Origin of the sequence: Serratia oryzae (assembly GCF_001976145.1) — a bacterium.
GTDB lineage: Bacteria > Pseudomonadota > Gammaproteobacteria > Enterobacterales > Enterobacteriaceae > Chania > Chania oryzae.
Genome location: NZ_MOXD01000001.1, coordinates 458,173 through 473,779 on the forward strand (window position 1 = coordinate 458,173; position 15,607 = coordinate 473,779).

A 15,607-nucleotide genomic window follows, 5' to 3' on the forward strand; every position below is an offset into this window, starting at 1 on the left:
TCAGCTTGAGCAGGAAATCTCCAGATGCTTACCCCATTCAGGGGGTAAGCCTGCCAGATCGTCATACTGCGGATCATCGGCAAACGGCTGCAGCAATGCCTGGTGCAGCCGCGCAAGTTTGCTGACATCATTCTGTTCGGCCGCTTCGATTGCCTGCTGCGCCAGATAATTGCGCAAAATCAGCTTGGGATTCACCGCTTTCATCGCCAGCTGGCGTTCAGCATCGCTCACCTGCTCTTGCTGCAAACGCAGGCGGTATCGCTGATACCAACGATCGAACGCAGCACGATCGATAAACTCATCTCGCAAAGGGGAATGCGCCTGCCATTGCTCCACATCGCTCAGCAGGCGGAACGTTCGGGTATAATCCCGCCCTTCCTGCATCATCAGGCTCAACAGACCCGTCAATAGCTCGTTGTCCTGCTCTGAGGGGGTAAAGAAACCCAGCTTCGCGCGCATCTGTTCACCATAGGCCTGCATCAACGCAGGCTCATACGCTGCTAACGCCGTCTGTAACTGCTCAGTGGTCATCAGGCCAGAGAGCGTTTGCGCCAGGCGATGCAGATTCCACAACCCAACCGCCGGTTGATTGTCAAAGGCGTAACGGCCCTGGTGATCGGAGTGGTTACAGATGTAATTGGGTTGGTAATCATCAAGGAAACCGTAAGGCCCAAAGTCCAGAGTGAGGCCGAGAATTGACATGTTATCGGTATTCATCACCCCATGGGCAAAACCAACGGTCTGCCAATGCGCCATCAGGCGCGCGGTACGTTCTACCACCTCGGTAAACCACAGCGCATAACGCTCTGTTTCCTCATGCCACTGCGGCCAGTGGTGCGCAATCACGAAATCTGCCAGTTGCTTCACCTGCTCTGGCTGCCTGCGGTAATAAAAATGCTCAAAGTGACCAAAACGGATATGGCTTTCTGCTACACGCAGCAGCATCGCACCGCGCTCTGGCTGCTCGCGAAATACCGGTTGCTCGCTGGTTACGATGGTCAACGCACGCGTGGTGGGTATTCCCAGGTGATGCAGCGCTTCAGAAGCCAGAAACTCCCGGATCACCGAACGCAATACCGCTCGCCCATCCCCCATGCGCGAATAAGGCGTCAGCCCGGCCCCTTTCAGATGCCAGTCCATGCTGCGCCCGTCGGCTAATTGCTGTTCACCCAGTAAAATTCCACGGCCATCACCCAACTGCCCGGCCCAGGCACCAAACTGGTGGCCGCTATAAACCTGCGCCAGGGGTTGCATGCCTGGCAGCAGCCTCTCCCCGGCCCAAACCGGCGTGTTTTCCGGCGTAAACCAGCTTTCATCCAGCCCGAGTTCACGCGCCAAAGGCTGGCTGTGGTACAGCAAACGAGCACCGGTAAGGGGCGTGGGGTTCAACTCGGTGTAAAAACCGGGCAACTGCTGGTGGTAAGTATTGTTAAACTGCGGCATAGGCCCTCCATTACCCTCAGTGTAGAGCTTGAGTACGCGGATTAATACGGAGGAATTGCAGGGATAACGCCCTGCCCGTTAACCGGGCAGAGGCGAATATGCTACCGGCGACGCCGGGTGACTTTTAATGATTTACTGCGCTGACAAAAAAAATGCTTGGCGAACGAAAATAATGCGATAAATAACAATACCGGGAGCGCGAAAACAATCATTCCGTCCATTATTAACCCTATTATATGTGTTAACAATATCAGTTATTGTTGTCGAATTCTGTAGAGATCCTTCGCAGAGTTCGCAAATTATCCACACTAGTGACAGGCCATAACCCCCCCTGCAGCCCTAAAACACCAGCGTTTCTAAGTTTATTAATGCATTCTTTTTTTCCTACTCCACAAACTATCACCCCCTTACAGAGAAGATTGATATTCTTCAATAATGAATCTATGACCACGTCATAACCTGGATGAGTAAACAGCTGCCAATAAAAGCGTTTATCAATCTTTACGTAGTCAAACAACCCGTCATACAGCGCGGTAAGCGTTGTTTTCCCCGAACCAAAGTCATCCAGCCACAAGGTAAAATAGTCACTCAGTAGCCTGATCTTTTGATTGTGTTTCCCCGCAGATAAATTAGGAAAACCCTCACTAATTTCAAAGGTAAGAAATGGTAACTGTTGAATACGCCGGCGTAATACAAAATCGCCGAGTAGCAAGTCAACGACGTTTTCTTCAATGTTAATGGTCAATAATACGTCATTTTCAATAAACCATGTTGCCTGCTGCTCAACCAACAACATTTGTTCATTAAATAATTCAATCCGTTGCTCAGGGGATAATAAATTAATCCCAATATCCATTGGTATTGCCAAATCGCCATCCAGACTATTGAAACGGCTGAGAATTTCCACAGCCAGCAACTCCCCCCCCATTGAGTAAACCGGTTGAAAAACAGAGTGACTAATAAAGTCAGATTCAAATTGAATTTTCATTTTAATGCCAAAAACTTAACGGCGAGAATTTCATCCTATATGAATATATTTTACCTATCAACCCCCATGAGATTAATCTGAAACATAAATATTATTACCAATAAATTATGAATTAATCGATAGATTTAAGCTATGTTAAAAGCACAAATAATCCCACTGAAAATTAATTTATCTTAAGACTGCAATAACCAAAGAAAGCGTGTTTTTTATACTATTAAAATTTATGATCGCCAGACACATAACCCCTAATGAGTTACCTCTGATTTTATTAGAAAAATCCCAAAAAAGAGAACGCTGAGATGATAACGTCGTGAACATTCACCCTATTGAATGTCACAAAAAAACATTAATTTTACTTATATACAAATAACTTGTGCTACGCAAAAAATCAGCCCCCTCATGGCGTGTCATCTTGACTTATAAGTTCCTTTGGTCTAATACCAGAATTAATATTTACAAACCTGCCGTGAATGTTAATCAAATGGTCTTTTTTTGAGCACTGTGCTTATTATCAGAAAACCCGCAAAGAAAAGAGAGCTTGCTACATATTTTACCCTGTGGCGCTAATCGTCGGATTGGCCAATCCAGAAAGGTAAATTAGCAAGCGATAAGACAGAGGGATAAAAAAAGGACAGGTTTCCCCATCCTTGGTCTTTCCGTATGGTAGGCAACGGTTACTTAATCGTTTCCATCAACCACCCTCGCAACTCGGTAAGTTCAGCAGACTGTTGCGGGAACTGTATTTGCAGACGATCGCAGCAGGCTGCCAGTGCCTCACTACGATAAGCGCAGCCCATCAGCATCTTGGCCAAGGCTTGCAAAGGGGCCGGATTAAGGCTGTCGGTGAAAATTTGCGCCCGGACAATGCCTCCCTTTTCAACATCAAAAAAGATATCCACACCTCCCCAGCTAAAACGCTCATTCAGCAGATGGCTGAACGCAGGTGCTTTACCAAAATTCCATTCCCAACTGCTCTGTTTAGCAAACTGTTGTGCAAAGTTCGGCAAATTGGGGAAAACATCCGGTGAAATCACCTCCGCGGTTGCGCTTTCACCATAATGGGCAAAAAAGGCCTGGATGATGGCGTCACAAACCTGCTGATGGTCAATCTCTGGCAAGAATTCTGCCAGGTTAGCCACACGCGAACGGACGGAAGTAATACCTTTCGCCTGCAGTTTTTTAGGATCGGGATTGAGGTAATCAGCCAAACGATTGAGATCGGCGTTCAGCAACAGAGTACCATGATGAAAACCACGATCCTGTGTCTCACGATAGGCAGAACCGGATATTTTGCGGATCCCATCGGCCGTATCCACCACCAGATCGTTGCGCCCAGAGGCCGTTGCGCTAATCCCCAACTGGTTCAACGCTTGCAGAATAATACCGGTCGATACGGTTTTATCATAACCCGGCTTCCCCGCCATAAACGTGAAACAGGTATTACCGAGATCGTGAAATACAGCACCACCGCCGCTGCTGCGCCGTGCCAAACGAATGCCGTCCTGCTCCATGCGCCGGGTATTACACTCTTTCCACGGATTTTGTGACTGGCCAATCACCACGGTTTCCGCATTACGCCACAGGAACAGGATTTTCTGCGTCGTCATTTCGCGGAAGATGCACTCTTCAACCGCCAGGTTGAACCAAGGATCGTAAGAGTCAGAAATTAATAAACGTAAATCATTCATGGTGATTTCCGCAAGCATTGGGATGAGGCCATGATACACCAGCGCAACGGGTCACACGCTAGATTCGGCGCGCTTGCCAATAGACTTTCCGCCAGTACACATTATTAAGCGAGGAACGGGTCACACCCTGGCTTGTGGAAGCATGGATAAACTGGTTGTTGGTATCGTAGATCCCAACATGCAGGCCATTGCCACCGCTGCCGGTTTTGAAGAAGACCAGATCCCCCGGCAACAGTTCGTCACGCGATACTTGAGTACCAACGCCGGTCTGCTGTTCAGTAGAACGAGGCAATTGCAGGTCAAAACGATCGCGGAAAGTACGGTAGACAAAGCCAGAACAATCCACACCGCCACGATCTAAACCACCATAGCGATACGGGGTGCCATACCATTGGCGTAATTGCTCATTCAGTTGCGCGACAACGACGATTGAATCGGACAGGCGGCCATTCGGCGGTGGCGCATTGCTGCTGCAACCCGCCAGAATCAAACAGACGAATAAAAACCACACACGCATCGCATCATTTCCTTCACTGAATCACGCTACCCGCCTATTACCAGCGAGCAAGCACAGAGTAACTTAAGTAAGGATAGCGTTGTTTTGCGCTAATTTATCTCTCAAGACACGAAAAAGGCAAGCATTGTGAAGGAGATATAGCGGATCTATCCGCTATTGGGAGGAGTTATCGCCCGCCTTGCTGTTAATTAGCCAGACACCCAACAGAATAAACAAGGTGCCCAATGTTTTCAGCAACGTCGCTGGCTCATCAAACCAAGGTAGGAACACCGCGGCCAGATAAACCAACGCGTAGCTGACGCTCAACAACGGGTAAGCACGATTCAGCGGCAGGTGGCGTAAGGCAAAGAACCAGCACAGCATCGATAAGGCATAGCCGAATATGCCACCACTGACTGCCAATAGCGCCTGCCAATAGTGGCCTACCAGTTCCAAACTCACCTCTGCCAATGATAAGAGTGGAATTTGCGCCATTCCCCATTTCATCAGCAATTGTGCCAACGTCACCAGCAGAACGCTGGCGGCGCCCCAAGCGTAACCCCTCATGAATTAAGGCTCATCAGCAGGATCCCCAGCATAATTGACACCACTCCACACCAGTGGCGCAGCGTAGTAGGCTCGTTAAACAGCCAACGTGCCGTCAGCGTCACCAACACAAAGTTCAGGCTGAGCATCGGGTAGGCCAAGCTGAGCGGCAAACGCTGCAGCACGTTAAGCCATAACAGCATGCCCAGCCCCAGGAAGATGACCGCCAGAGACAGCCAGCGTAGCGTCGTGCTCACACGCTGGTTTCCCGCCCGATCCCAGGTTTGTGCAGCCTGTTTTTGGCATAACTGCCCTGCGCAGGTAAACAGGCTAACCAGCATAACCAGTACATAAGCCATCATGGCAGCTGTTTGTACCATAGCAGCGCTAAACGGTGCATTTTGGTCATGCTATCCGGCACAGGGAGATTCTGTGATACCTCCTCGCCACGGGAAAGCTGCAACACCAGCGATACATCCCCCTGTTTGCGCGCCTGCTCAAGCCACTGCGGGAAATCCTCATCACGAATATAGTGGCTGCGAGAATCTTCGTAACTCAGGCCGTAGGATACTTCCCCTTTTTGGCTGAACATCAGTATGTTGCTGCGTTTCAGTTCCCAAGCCAACCCTGCGGCAACCCCCACGCTGTCAGTGAGGACATAGTGACTCTGACTCAGCACCGGCAGATTAGCCCGTATAAAATTCTGCGGCTGTTTTGAATCAATGACCTGCTGCGGAATGGCATAACCAATCAGCAAGCAGAGCAACAGTGGACAGGCCGCGGCCCAAGCCCAACGCTGCGCATTTTTGCGCGCAGAAATCACAGCAAACATCAGCCACCCAGCGAAAGCAACAAAGCCAAAAACAATCTTCGGCCACTCATCTGGAGTGAACAGCTTAGCGTTAGGCAACAACCCCAGCACCATCAACAATAAAGCCGCGATCCCCACCAGGCCGAACAGACCGTTGAGTACGGCATTTGCTTTGAACACGCGGGTGCGCAATTGCGCTACGCAATCTTCCGCATAGGCCGCCATCAGCAATGCCAACGGTGCCATACACGGCAGAATGTAGGTCGCCAACTTGCCCTTGGCGATGCTGAAAAAAATTAACGGCATCAGCACCCAGCTCAGCAGGAAAAACAGTTCTGGGCGCTGAGCGCGCTCACGCCAACCTTTGAGTAATGAGCCAGGTAATAGGCCCAGCCAAGGAAATACTGCAGCAATCAGGATCGGCAGGTAATACCAGATTGGCGCTTTATGCTGGGCATTCTCTTCGGCAAAGCGCTGGATGTGCTCGATCCAGAAGAAATAGTTCCAGTAATCCGGTTCACGCTGGGCCACCGCCAGTGCCCACGGCAGGCTCAGCAGCACCGCCACCACCACCGCCACCGGCCCGTAAATCAGCAGCTCTTTGATTTTGCGCTGCTGGATCACAATCGGGATCACCGCAATCACCGGTACCGCCAGCGCCAGGAACCCTTTGGTCATAAAGCCCATACCACAGGCCAAACCGAGCAGCACATAGCCCGTCAGTTTGCCTCTGACGCTAGTTGCTTTCAGCGTCAGATAATAACTGACCATCGCCGCCGTCAGCCACAGCGAGATCATCGGATCGAGTACGCTGTAGGTGCCAACGCTGAACACCAGGAACATCGACAGGAAGATCAGCACCGCCAAGTAGGCACGGTGCGCGTTTTTCCACATCAGCCAGGCCAGGGCAAACACCAGCAATGCGGCCAGCCCGGTGCTGAATACGGAAGCAAAACGCACGGCAAAATTGTTATCGCCAAACAGCCACTGACTGACGTTATTGAACCAGTAACCGGCGACCGGTTTTTCAAAATAACGCAGGCCAAGCAGATTAGGGACAACCCAATCCCCCTTCGCCAGCATTTCACGGCTAATCTCGGCATAGCGAGTTTCATCTGGTTGCCATAGCAGGCGTCCATTGAGCGGAATCAGATAGACCAGAACAAAAAAAATGGCCACGACAATGGCCCAGGTTCCTTTCAGCGCTTTCATGAAACGTCTTTTTCCTCTACTTCAGTTTGACAACCTAACCAGCCTTCACGGCCAGGGAACGGTGCCCGCGTAATGCGGCCTAACGGCAGCGAGGCCGGATCCGCAGGTAACAAGGCGCTCAATGGGCAGAATTCGATGCCCTGCTGCTGCGCACGCTGCAACAGATCTTCAAACATGGCCGCTTGCGACATGCCCTCCACTTCGGTGTGAATGGTGTACACCGGCACGCCCCGATCGTTTTCGATGGCGCGCAGAATGTAGTCATTGAAGCCCGCCATGCTGACTTCGCTGCCAATCACTTCATCAAAGGTGGGGAGTGTCACGGGGATTTGCACCGTTCCTGGTTGACCGTTGTTTAATAACGGACGAAACGGATGTGTGCCACGGCAATCGCTGTTGTATTGGAAATTGAACCCCTGCTTCACTTCAACGACCCGCTGATCGGCACGCCAACCTGCCACCGCCGAGCAGGTAACCGGTTGCCCGGTGCTCGCGGTCAGCGCGTCAACGCCCAACTGCACTTGTCGTTTCAATTCTTCTTCAGACCAGCGCGCTACGCGAGCCTGCCAGCCTTGATGATCCCAGGCGTGCAGCCCCACTTCATGACCAGCCTCGGCGGTACGCTTCATCAGCGCCCCCAACGCACGGGAGATGTTACGCCCCGGCCAGGCGGTGCCGGCCAGCAAAATATCCCAGCCATACAGCGAAGCCGCGTTTGAGCGCAGCATTTTCATCAGGAATTGGGGACGAAGGAGGCGCCACAAGTGGCGCCCCATATTGTCTGGCCCTACGCTGAAGAAGAAACTGGCCTGAATACCTTGCTTATCGAACAGCTCCAACAACCGCGGCACCCCTTCACGGGTACCGCTGAAGGTATCTACATCAACTCGCAGGCCAACCTTCTTCATGCACCATTACCTTCCTTCACCGTAGTACGCAGGAAGTAATCCAGGGTGTCGGCAACGGTCTGCTGCATCGCGATAGTAGGCTGCCAGCCCAGCAAGCGGCGCGCATTTTTGATGCTTGGCGTGCGATGCTCTACGTCCTGATAACCCTTGCCGTAGTAGCTGCTGCTTTCCACATCTTTGAATCCGGCAAACGGCGGGAAGTTGCCACGCAACGGGTGGTTGTTGAAGCTTTCCAACAACATTTCCGCCAGTTCACGAATGCTCGCTTCGTTGGTCGGGTTGCCGATGTTGACGATCTGGCCGTCACACATCCCATCACGGTTTTCAATAATGCGGTATAGCGCTTCAATACCGTCATTGATGTCGGTAAAGCAGCGTTTCTGCGCCCCACCGTCAACCAGTTTGATCGGTGAACCTTCAACCAGGTTGAGGATCAACTGGGTGATAGCACGGGAAGAACCGATACGTGCTGCATCCAGATTATCCAGGCGCGGCCCCATCCAGTTAAACGGACGGAACAGGGTGAACTTCAGGCCTTCTTTGGCACCGTAGGCCCAGATCACCCGGTCCAGCAACTGCTTGGATACGGAATAGATCCAACGTTGTTTGCTGATTGGCCCAACGATCAGGCGTGAACTGTCTTCATCAAACTCTTTATCATCACACATGCCATAAACTTCAGACGTGGATGGGAAAATGATGCGTTTGTTGTATTTCACACAGTCGCGAACGATTTTCAGGTTTTCTTCGAAATCCAGCTCGAACACTTTCAGTGGATTACGGGTGTATTCGATCGGCGTGGCGATCGCCACCAGCGGCAGGACCACATCACATTTCTTGATGTGATACTCGATCCACTCGGAATGGATGCTGATATCTCCCTCAACAAAGTGGAAGCGTGGGTTATCCAGGAAACGGCTGATGGCGTCGGAACCGATATCCAGACCATAAATGTCATAACGGTCTTCACGCAGCAAGCGCTCGGTCAGGTGGTTACCAATAAAGCCGTTAACCCCGAGGATCAATACGCGGGTTCTGCGCTTCATCGCTGCACTTGGCTTCGGAGCCAGGCGAACATCGGTCACAATACCCATCTCCAGCGCCAGACGTGAGCCCTGTACGTATAAACCAGACTCGCTCTGGCCTGCGACGATCTCCAACGCGCCATCGCCACAGGCAATAATCAGCGGTGACGTGCTTAGTACGGTACCCGGCTGCTTGTCATGCCGGGTGTCCAACACGCGCGAACGCCATACGATCAGCTTGCGCTGGCCGAGATAGCTGAATGCACCTGGGTAAGGTTCGGTGACTGCACGCACCAGATTGTCGATCTCACGGGCAGACTTGTGCCACAGGATCTCGCCATCCGCTGCCGTGCGGCGGCCAAAATAGCTGGCATCCGCTTCATTTTGCTGGGTGAAGGTTGCTGTGCCGTTTTTCAGCTTTGGCAACTGCTCTTTCAACAGTGCCTGTGCGGCTTCCAACACTTTCTTATGCAACGTCAGCGCAGTGTCGCTACTGGAGATCGCGACTTTATGCTGGCCAACGATATCCCCTGCATCTGGACGCTTAACCATTTTGTGCAGCGTCACGCCGGTTTCTGTTTCGCCATTCAGCAGCGCCCAGTTAACCGGCGCACGCCCGCGATAACGTGGTAACAGTGAACCATGCAGGTTGAAACCGCCCTTCGGTGCCAATGACAGCACTTCTTCACTCAGCATGTTGCGGTAGTAGAAAGAGAAAATGATGTCAGGCTGCAGTTCACGAATGCGCTCAACCCACAGCGGGTGGTTCACATCTTCCGGTGCATAAACCGGCAAATCCAGCTCAGCCCCTTGGCGGGCAACAGAAGAGAAGAAGTTGTTTTCACCAGGATCGTCGGTATGGGTGAACACCGCCTGCACGTCATAACCCGCTTCAGTCAGCGCCTGCAAACCAGCACAGCCGATATCATGGTAAGCAAATACAATAGCTTTCATCATTCTTCTTCCTGAGTATTTTGGGTCTGCTTATCGCCGACCACTTTCTGAACAAAATAACGAGGGCGTGCGCGAACATCATTGTAAATCCGGCCGATATACTCCCCCAGCAAACCCATGCCAACAAACTGCGCGCCAATGAAGGTGAAAAGCACGGCAAACAGGGTGAACACCCCACCGGCAGCCCATTCAGGCCCCAGGATCAAACGCAGGGCGATCAACAGTACCGCCAAAATAAACCCGGATAACGCCACCACGCTACCGATCACACTCAGCAAACGCAGTGGCGTGGTCGTCAGGCAAGTGATCAGGTCATACATCAGGTTGATCAACTTCATCAGGCTATATTTGGAATCACCGAACTCACGTTCGGCGTGGCGCACCTCAATTTCAGTGGTGCGGCGGGCGAAAGTATTCGCCAGGATAGGGATAAAAGTGCTGCGCTCGTGACAATGTAACATTGCCTCAACGATATGACGGCGATAGGCACGCAGCATACAGCCGTAATCCCCCATCGACTTGCCGGTAGCACGCTGAATCATCATATTGATCATGCGTGAAGCCGACTTGCGGAACCAGGAGTCCTGACGGTTGGCACGCACGGTGCCCACCACGTCGTATCCTTCTTCAGCCACGCTCACCAAGCGTGGGATTTCTTCCGGTGGGTTTTGTAAATCGGCATCCAGCGTGATCACCAGATCGCCGCTGACCTGATTGAAACCGGCCATAATGGCAGAATGTTGGCCGTAGTTACGGTTCAGCAATACCGCAATAATGCAGCTATCTGGCTGCTCAGCGGCCGCCGTCAACATCTCGGCGGAATTATCGCTGCTACCATCATCAACCAGAATAATTTCATAAGGTTGGGATAACTGCTTACAGGCGGCGGAGGTACGCTCCAACAGTGCAGGCAAGCTTTCCTGTTCGTTGAATACCGGGATGACCACCGAAACTTTCTTGATCGATTCAGCGCGCGACACGAGATAACTCCACAACAGAAGATAAGGCATTGACCACGCGATCGACATCGGCTTCGGTCATGTCAGGGAATAGCGGTAAGGTGCATAAACGCGCCGAATTCCATTCGGTATTAGGCAACGAAAGCTGCGGATAACGCTCGCGATAGAATTTTTGCGTATGGGCAGCGCGGAAATGCAGGCCGGTGCCAACACCCACTTCTTTCAAGCGCTCCATCAGTTGATCACGCCCGATACCACAGCGCTCTTCGTCAACACGGACCATAAACAGATGCCAGGCGTGATCGTGCGGATAATCTGGCAACCCCAACGGCTGGAAAGGAGAATCTTTCAACGCATTGAGGTAACGTTCGGCCAGTATTTTGCGCCGCGTATTCAGCTCTGGCAGGCGCGCCAGTTGCACTACGGCAATCGCCGCATGAATATCCGAAAGGTTGTATTTATAGCCCGGCTCAACCACTTCAGCCTGCGGCTTGCGCCCTTGCAACTGACGATCGAAGGCATCAACCCCCAAGCCATGAAACTTCAGGCAACGCACACGATCGGCCAACGCATCGTCGTCGGTGGCAATCAGGCCGCCCTCAGCACAGGTCAAATTCTTTATCGCGTGGAAAGAGAAAATTGCGGTCCCACGTGCGCCGACCCACTCGCCGTTAAAACGGGCACCCACCGCATGGGCCGCATCTTCGATCAGGGGGATATTGTGGCGTTGGGCCACCTCGCGCAGCGCATCCATCTGCAATGGTGCACCCGCATAGTGAACGGGGATAATGGCTTTGGTTCGTGCTGTGATGGCGGCTTCCACATCGGCGGCACTCACCATCAGCGTATCGCGGTCAACATCAATCATCACCGGCGTTGCGCCTAGCAATTCGATCATGTTCAGTGTTGAAACCCAGGTCTGTGACGGTGTTATCACCTCATCACCAGGCCTGATACCCAGTGCCATCAGGGTGATATGCATACCCGCTGTCGCAGAACAAACGGCAACTGCATGTTTGCATCCGAAGGTTTTACAAAACTCACTTTCCAACTGCTGATTCTGTGGCCCGGTGGTGATCCAGCCGGAACGCAGCACCTTTTCTACCGCCGCAATTTCTTCATCACCAATCGCTGGGCGTGAAAAAGGCAGGAATTGATCCATAGTTAAACCTCAAACGTCTTAATTTCTTTAAGCCACTGTAAAACTGTTTCATTTAACCAACGCTAAACGCCGAAGAATGATTCTTGGTAGGTTCGCCGCCAATGTACGTCGGTTAGCTTAACAAAACCTTAAGCTGTAAGTGGCAATCTGGGAACTTTCTGAAAAACGCCGCCATTAACAGAAACTAAAATATTCAATATAATCAGATTATTGTGCTGTTTTAATTTTTTAAAAACCCTAATTAAGCTTGTCTAGCGTAGCACGTCATTAACGCTTTTCAATGAAAGAATCTTTTTTGAGGGAAAAATCAGATGATAGATTGATGATTCGCAAAATATTCGCGCACAAACTTAACTGATTAAAATAACAGCAAAAAAACAACTATGCCGTCTTAGTCATAATCCAGCGCTGATCGCCTAGCGCCTGTAAGTGAAACTCCACGTCATAAATGCGCGACAGCACCTCTGGCTTCATCACCTCATGCGTGCTCCCTTGCATCACCAATCGCCCGGCATGCAGCAACCAGACCTGTTCGGCCTGTTGCAGAGTATGGTTCAGATCGTGTGCGCAAATTAACGCGCTGCGCCCACTGTGACAAAATTCCCGCAGCAGGCGATCCAGAGCCACTTTCTGCGCCACATCCAGGCTGTTGGTCGGTTCATCAAGCAGCAGTAACTGACTGCGTGGGTTCACCGTAGGCCATACCTGCAACAGCGCCGCAGCCAAGCGCACTCGCTGCCATTCGCCGCCGGATAGCTGGGTCAACATGCGTGATAATTTGTCTGCCAGTTTCAAACAGCGTGACAAGTAAAGGATGGTGTTTTCCAACTCTCTGACGTCTGCTCCCGCAGGCAGATGCAAAGCGAGGTATTGGAAGACCGGCATCAGAGCAACGGGTGGCTGCTGCTGGCAGAGATAAGCACGGCGCTGCGCCAAGTCATGGCCTGAATAATCCCCCAGCGGCCGCCCCGACAACAGAATTTCTCCCTGGCCGGGCAAAACCCCTGCCAGCCTCGCCAACAGCGTACTTTTCCCTGCGCCGTTGGGGCCAATCAGGTGAACCTGCAACCCAGCTCCTATTTGCCCCGAAACCGGGGCGAAACGACCTTCTACTGCCACTTGGCTGAGTTGCAACATGTTCTGATAGCCCCTTTACTTCGCCAGCGCCGCTGTAATCGCTTGTACCAGCAGCGGATCTTCCGGCGTCATATCAGGAGAAAAACGCTGAATTACCGTACCATCACGGCCAATCAAAAATTTCTCAAAGTTCCACAAAATGTCACCCGTCTGTTTTGGCGCTCGCCCTTTGCTGCTCATACGCGCCAAAAACTCACTGCCTTCGGGGGCGATGGCCTGAGGTTTTGCCGTGATCAGTGCCTGATAAAGCGGATGGCGATTAGTACCATTCACTTCGATTTTGGCAAACATCGGGAATTGGACGCCAAAAGTACTGCGGCAGAAGGCCAGGATCTCTTCATTGCTACCCGGTTCCTGCCCCAAAAATTCGTTTGATGGGAAACCCAGCACGGCAAAACCCTGTTCTTGGTAGGCCTCATAGAGATTTTCTAACCCTTCATACTGCTTCGTCAGACCACATTCGGAAGCGACGTTGACGACCAGCAGAACGTTCCCTTCGTAGGCCCCAAGGGTCGTTAGCTGGTTCTCAATGGTTTGCAACGCAACGGTATAAATCGGTTTGCTCATCAGATTTCATCCTATTGTTTTATTTGCAGGTGAAGCAGAGAAAGTGCCTGTGGTTCACACCGGCCACGGATTTACCTTACGCTTTTTGAGCGAGCCAGTAACCAGATAAATAGCGGTGCCCCCAGCGTGGCCGTCACCACACCGATAGGCAATTCCGCAGCGAGCAGTGTGATGCGTGCCAGCACGTCAGCAATCAGCAAAACACCGGCCCCCGCCAGCGCACAACCAGGCAATAGAAAGCGCTGATTGGTTAAGCCACTGAGCCGCAGCATATGAGGAATAACCAACCCGACAAAGCCGATCACCCCAGCCAGTGCCACGCTGGTGCCCACCAGCCAGCCAATCGCCAGCACCAGCAGGTAGCGCCACAGATAGAGAGAAAGCCCAAGTTGGTGGGCCTGAACTTCGCCCAGAGTCATCAGGTTAAGCACCTTGCCCTGAGCGCACAGCCACAGCAGCACAGGCAAAACGAGCAGTAACAACCACTTCTGTCGCCAATCCACCCCGCCAAATCCCCCCATCATCCAATACATCAGTTGCCGCAGATCGAGACTGGAACTGAAATAGACGGCCCAGGTCATGATGGCGCTGCAGACAATCCCCAAAGCCACTCCCACTAATAACAGGCGTGCATTGCTCAAACGGCGACGGCGGGCAAAACTCAATAACAGGAAGGTCATCACCAGCGCACCGAGGATGGCACTCAGGCTCATCAGGGCAACCGGTAATAAACCGTTGCCAAACAGCACGGCCAGCACCAGAGCCACTCCGGCCCCGTTCGCCACACCAAGCAATCCTGGCTCCGCCAACGGATTTTCAAACAGCGCCTGCATTGCCGCCCCGGCAACCGCCAGGCTGGCTCCGACTAACATCACCGCTAACGCCCGCGGCAGGCGCAACTGCCAGACAAACAACCGAGCAGACTCACTCAGCCACTGCGTAGGCCAGATCCAGACGTCCCCGGCGCTCAAGCTGAAGATAAAGGCCACCACCACGCCCAACGTCAGTAATGACAAATGGCATTTATCCCGTCGGTGTTGATTTTGCTGCAATGAAGTAAACGTCTGGCTGGTTGGCATAGGTCGTCAGCGTGGCCTGATGATGAGTATCTTGCCGCAAATATTAGGGGGTTAGCGCCGTGAGGGAAAGGATTGTATTACAGATAGCAAGGAAAACAGCGGCTAATGGCGCGGATCATAGTCGTTTTGCGAATAAGGCCGACTATGGGGGCTAGCGTTATTGCCACGTTGATTGTACGGTTCGCCCCCAATACAGACCGTTGTCATTGGGTTCCCCTACACCGTGCCCCTGATGCGCATGCCACCACTGTGGCGGACGCCAATCATAGCCATCCCAGTAGCAGCCTCGTCTTTCCTGCTCTCCCAGATGCACTGAAACGCCGGACACATTGACAGCGATAGAGACATTTGCCAAAGCAGCTATCGGTAGCAGCAGGGGTAAACACACCAGCAACAGGCGCTTTTTCATTGATAACCTCTCTTTATTTCGACGCTGGCAAGGTTATTTTCTTTGATATTTCTCCTCATGATTATTGCCACCCACTTCAGCGATGTGGGATTCAATATGTCCACACGCCCCACGTTATTTCTGCAACCCTTAATATAATAACGCAATCCATTTCATTAGCAGATATAACATCACTCCGTTTATACTCGTGACCGGTTGGCAATGCAAAGTTCAATGTAGCTCC

14 protein-coding genes and 1 pseudogene are annotated in these 15,607 nt (G+C 51.9%); all 15 read right to left on the minus strand.

Features of this window, described 5'->3' with window-relative positions:
* On the minus strand, positions 1-1,443 hold the full coding sequence (locus tag BMI79_RS02165) for a protein adenylyltransferase SelO (RefSeq protein ID WP_076940185.1): 1,443 nt from the start codon (positions 1,441-1,443) through the stop codon (positions 1-3).
* Positions 1,444-1,693: 250 nt separating this feature from the next.
* A complete protein-coding gene (locus BMI79_RS02170) occupies positions 1,694-2,431 on the minus strand; it encodes an EAL domain-containing protein (protein WP_076940186.1) in 738 nt (245 codons plus the stop codon).
* A gap of 674 nt (positions 2,432-3,105) precedes the next feature.
* The gene (gene lplA, locus BMI79_RS02175; protein ID WP_076940388.1) at positions 3,106-4,119 is read right to left on the minus strand and encodes a lipoate--protein ligase; all 1,014 of its coding nucleotides are present in this window, start codon (positions 4,117-4,119) and stop codon (positions 3,106-3,108) included.
* 58 nt (positions 4,120-4,177) lie between these two features.
* Positions 4,178-4,636, minus strand: a complete 459-nt coding sequence (locus BMI79_RS02180; RefSeq protein WP_076940187.1) for an NlpC/P60 family protein — start codon at positions 4,634-4,636, stop codon at positions 4,178-4,180.
* A gap of 153 nt (positions 4,637-4,789) precedes the next feature.
* Entirely contained in the window at positions 4,790-5,182 is a 393-nt protein-coding gene (gene arnF, locus BMI79_RS02185) for a 4-amino-4-deoxy-L-arabinose-phosphoundecaprenol flippase subunit ArnF (RefSeq protein ID WP_076940188.1), read from the minus strand.
* Positions 5,179-5,523, minus strand: coding sequence for a 4-amino-4-deoxy-L-arabinose-phosphoundecaprenol flippase subunit ArnE (gene arnE / locus BMI79_RS02190; protein WP_076940189.1), 345 nt, complete (start codon positions 5,521-5,523; stop codon positions 5,179-5,181). Before arnE ends, arnF begins: the two co-directional genes overlap by 4 nt.
* A complete protein-coding gene (arnT, locus tag BMI79_RS02195) occupies positions 5,520-7,184 on the minus strand; it encodes a lipid IV(A) 4-amino-4-deoxy-L-arabinosyltransferase (protein ID WP_076940190.1) in 1,665 nt (554 codons plus the stop codon). Before arnT ends, arnE begins: the two co-directional genes overlap by 4 nt.
* Positions 7,181-8,092, minus strand: a complete 912-nt coding sequence (gene arnD / locus BMI79_RS02200) for a 4-deoxy-4-formamido-L-arabinose-phosphoundecaprenol deformylase (protein ID WP_076940191.1) — start codon at positions 8,090-8,092, stop codon at positions 7,181-7,183. Before arnD ends, arnT begins: the two co-directional genes overlap by 4 nt.
* On the minus strand, positions 8,089-10,071 hold the full coding sequence (gene arnA, locus BMI79_RS02205; protein WP_076940389.1) for a bifunctional UDP-4-amino-4-deoxy-L-arabinose formyltransferase/UDP-glucuronic acid oxidase ArnA: 1,983 nt from the start codon (positions 10,069-10,071) through the stop codon (positions 8,089-8,091). The genes arnD and arnA overlap by 4 nt, the downstream gene beginning before the upstream one ends.
* On the minus strand, positions 10,071-11,051 hold the full coding sequence (arnC, locus tag BMI79_RS02210) for an undecaprenyl-phosphate 4-deoxy-4-formamido-L-arabinose transferase (RefSeq protein ID WP_076940192.1): 981 nt from the start codon (positions 11,049-11,051) through the stop codon (positions 10,071-10,073). The genes arnA and arnC overlap by 1 nt, the downstream gene beginning before the upstream one ends.
* Entirely contained in the window at positions 11,038-12,192 is a 1,155-nt protein-coding gene (arnB, locus tag BMI79_RS02215; RefSeq protein ID WP_076940193.1) for a UDP-4-amino-4-deoxy-L-arabinose aminotransferase, read from the minus strand. The genes arnC and arnB overlap by 14 nt, the downstream gene beginning before the upstream one ends.
* A 381-nt stretch (positions 12,193-12,573) precedes the next feature.
* A complete protein-coding gene (btuD, locus tag BMI79_RS02220; RefSeq protein ID WP_076940194.1) occupies positions 12,574-13,329 on the minus strand; it encodes a vitamin B12 ABC transporter ATP-binding protein BtuD in 756 nt (251 codons plus the stop codon).
* 15 nt (positions 13,330-13,344) lie between these two features.
* Entirely contained in the window at positions 13,345-13,896 is a 552-nt protein-coding gene (locus BMI79_RS02225) for a glutathione peroxidase (protein ID WP_076940195.1), read from the minus strand.
* A gap of 71 nt (positions 13,897-13,967) precedes the next feature.
* Complete coding sequence (btuC, locus tag BMI79_RS02230) at positions 13,968-14,975, minus strand: vitamin B12 ABC transporter permease BtuC (RefSeq protein ID WP_076940196.1); 1,008 nt, start codon at positions 14,973-14,975, stop codon at positions 13,968-13,970.
* Between the two features lie 187 nt (positions 14,976-15,162).
* Positions 15,163-15,384: pseudogene (locus tag BMI79_RS02235) on the minus strand (DUF2502 domain-containing protein); the annotation flags it as partial.
* Between the last annotated feature and the right edge of the window lie 223 nt (positions 15,385-15,607).

What these genes read in the sequence shown, in the direction of transcription:
- BMI79_RS02165 (WP_076940185.1), bottom strand. Translation starts at nt 1,443, where the DNA reads ATGCCGCAGTTTAACAATACTTACCACCAGCAGTTGCCCGGTTTTTAC.
- BMI79_RS02170 (WP_076940186.1), bottom strand. Translation starts at nt 2,431, where the DNA reads ATGAAAATTCAATTTGAATCTGACTTTATTAGTCACTCTGTTTTTCAA.
- lplA (WP_076940388.1), bottom strand. Translation starts at nt 4,119, where the DNA reads ATGAATGATTTACGTTTATTAATTTCTGACTCTTACGATCCTTGGTTC.
- BMI79_RS02180 (WP_076940187.1), bottom strand. Translation starts at nt 4,636, where the DNA reads ATGCGTGTGTGGTTTTTATTCGTCTGTTTGATTCTGGCGGGTTGCAGC.
- arnF (WP_076940188.1), bottom strand. Translation starts at nt 5,182, where the DNA reads ATGAGGGGTTACGCTTGGGGCGCCGCCAGCGTTCTGCTGGTGACGTTG.
- arnE (WP_076940189.1), bottom strand. Translation starts at nt 5,523, where the DNA reads ATGATGGCTTATGTACTGGTTATGCTGGTTAGCCTGTTTACCTGCGCA.
- arnT (WP_076940190.1), bottom strand. Translation starts at nt 7,184, where the DNA reads ATGAAAGCGCTGAAAGGAACCTGGGCCATTGTCGTGGCCATTTTTTTT.
- arnD (WP_076940191.1), bottom strand. Translation starts at nt 8,092, where the DNA reads ATGAAGAAGGTTGGCCTGCGAGTTGATGTAGATACCTTCAGCGGTACC.
- arnA (WP_076940389.1), bottom strand. Translation starts at nt 10,071, where the DNA reads ATGAAAGCTATTGTATTTGCTTACCATGATATCGGCTGTGCTGGTTTG.
- arnB (WP_076940193.1), bottom strand. Translation starts at nt 12,192, where the DNA reads ATGGATCAATTCCTGCCTTTTTCACGCCCAGCGATTGGTGATGAAGAA.
- btuD (WP_076940194.1), bottom strand. Translation starts at nt 13,329, where the DNA reads ATGTTGCAACTCAGCCAAGTGGCAGTAGAAGGTCGTTTCGCCCCGGTT.
- BMI79_RS02225 (WP_076940195.1), bottom strand. Translation starts at nt 13,896, where the DNA reads ATGAGCAAACCGATTTATACCGTTGCGTTGCAAACCATTGAGAACCAG.
- btuC (WP_076940196.1), bottom strand. Translation starts at nt 14,975, where the DNA reads ATGCCAACCAGCCAGACGTTTACTTCATTGCAGCAAAATCAACACCGA.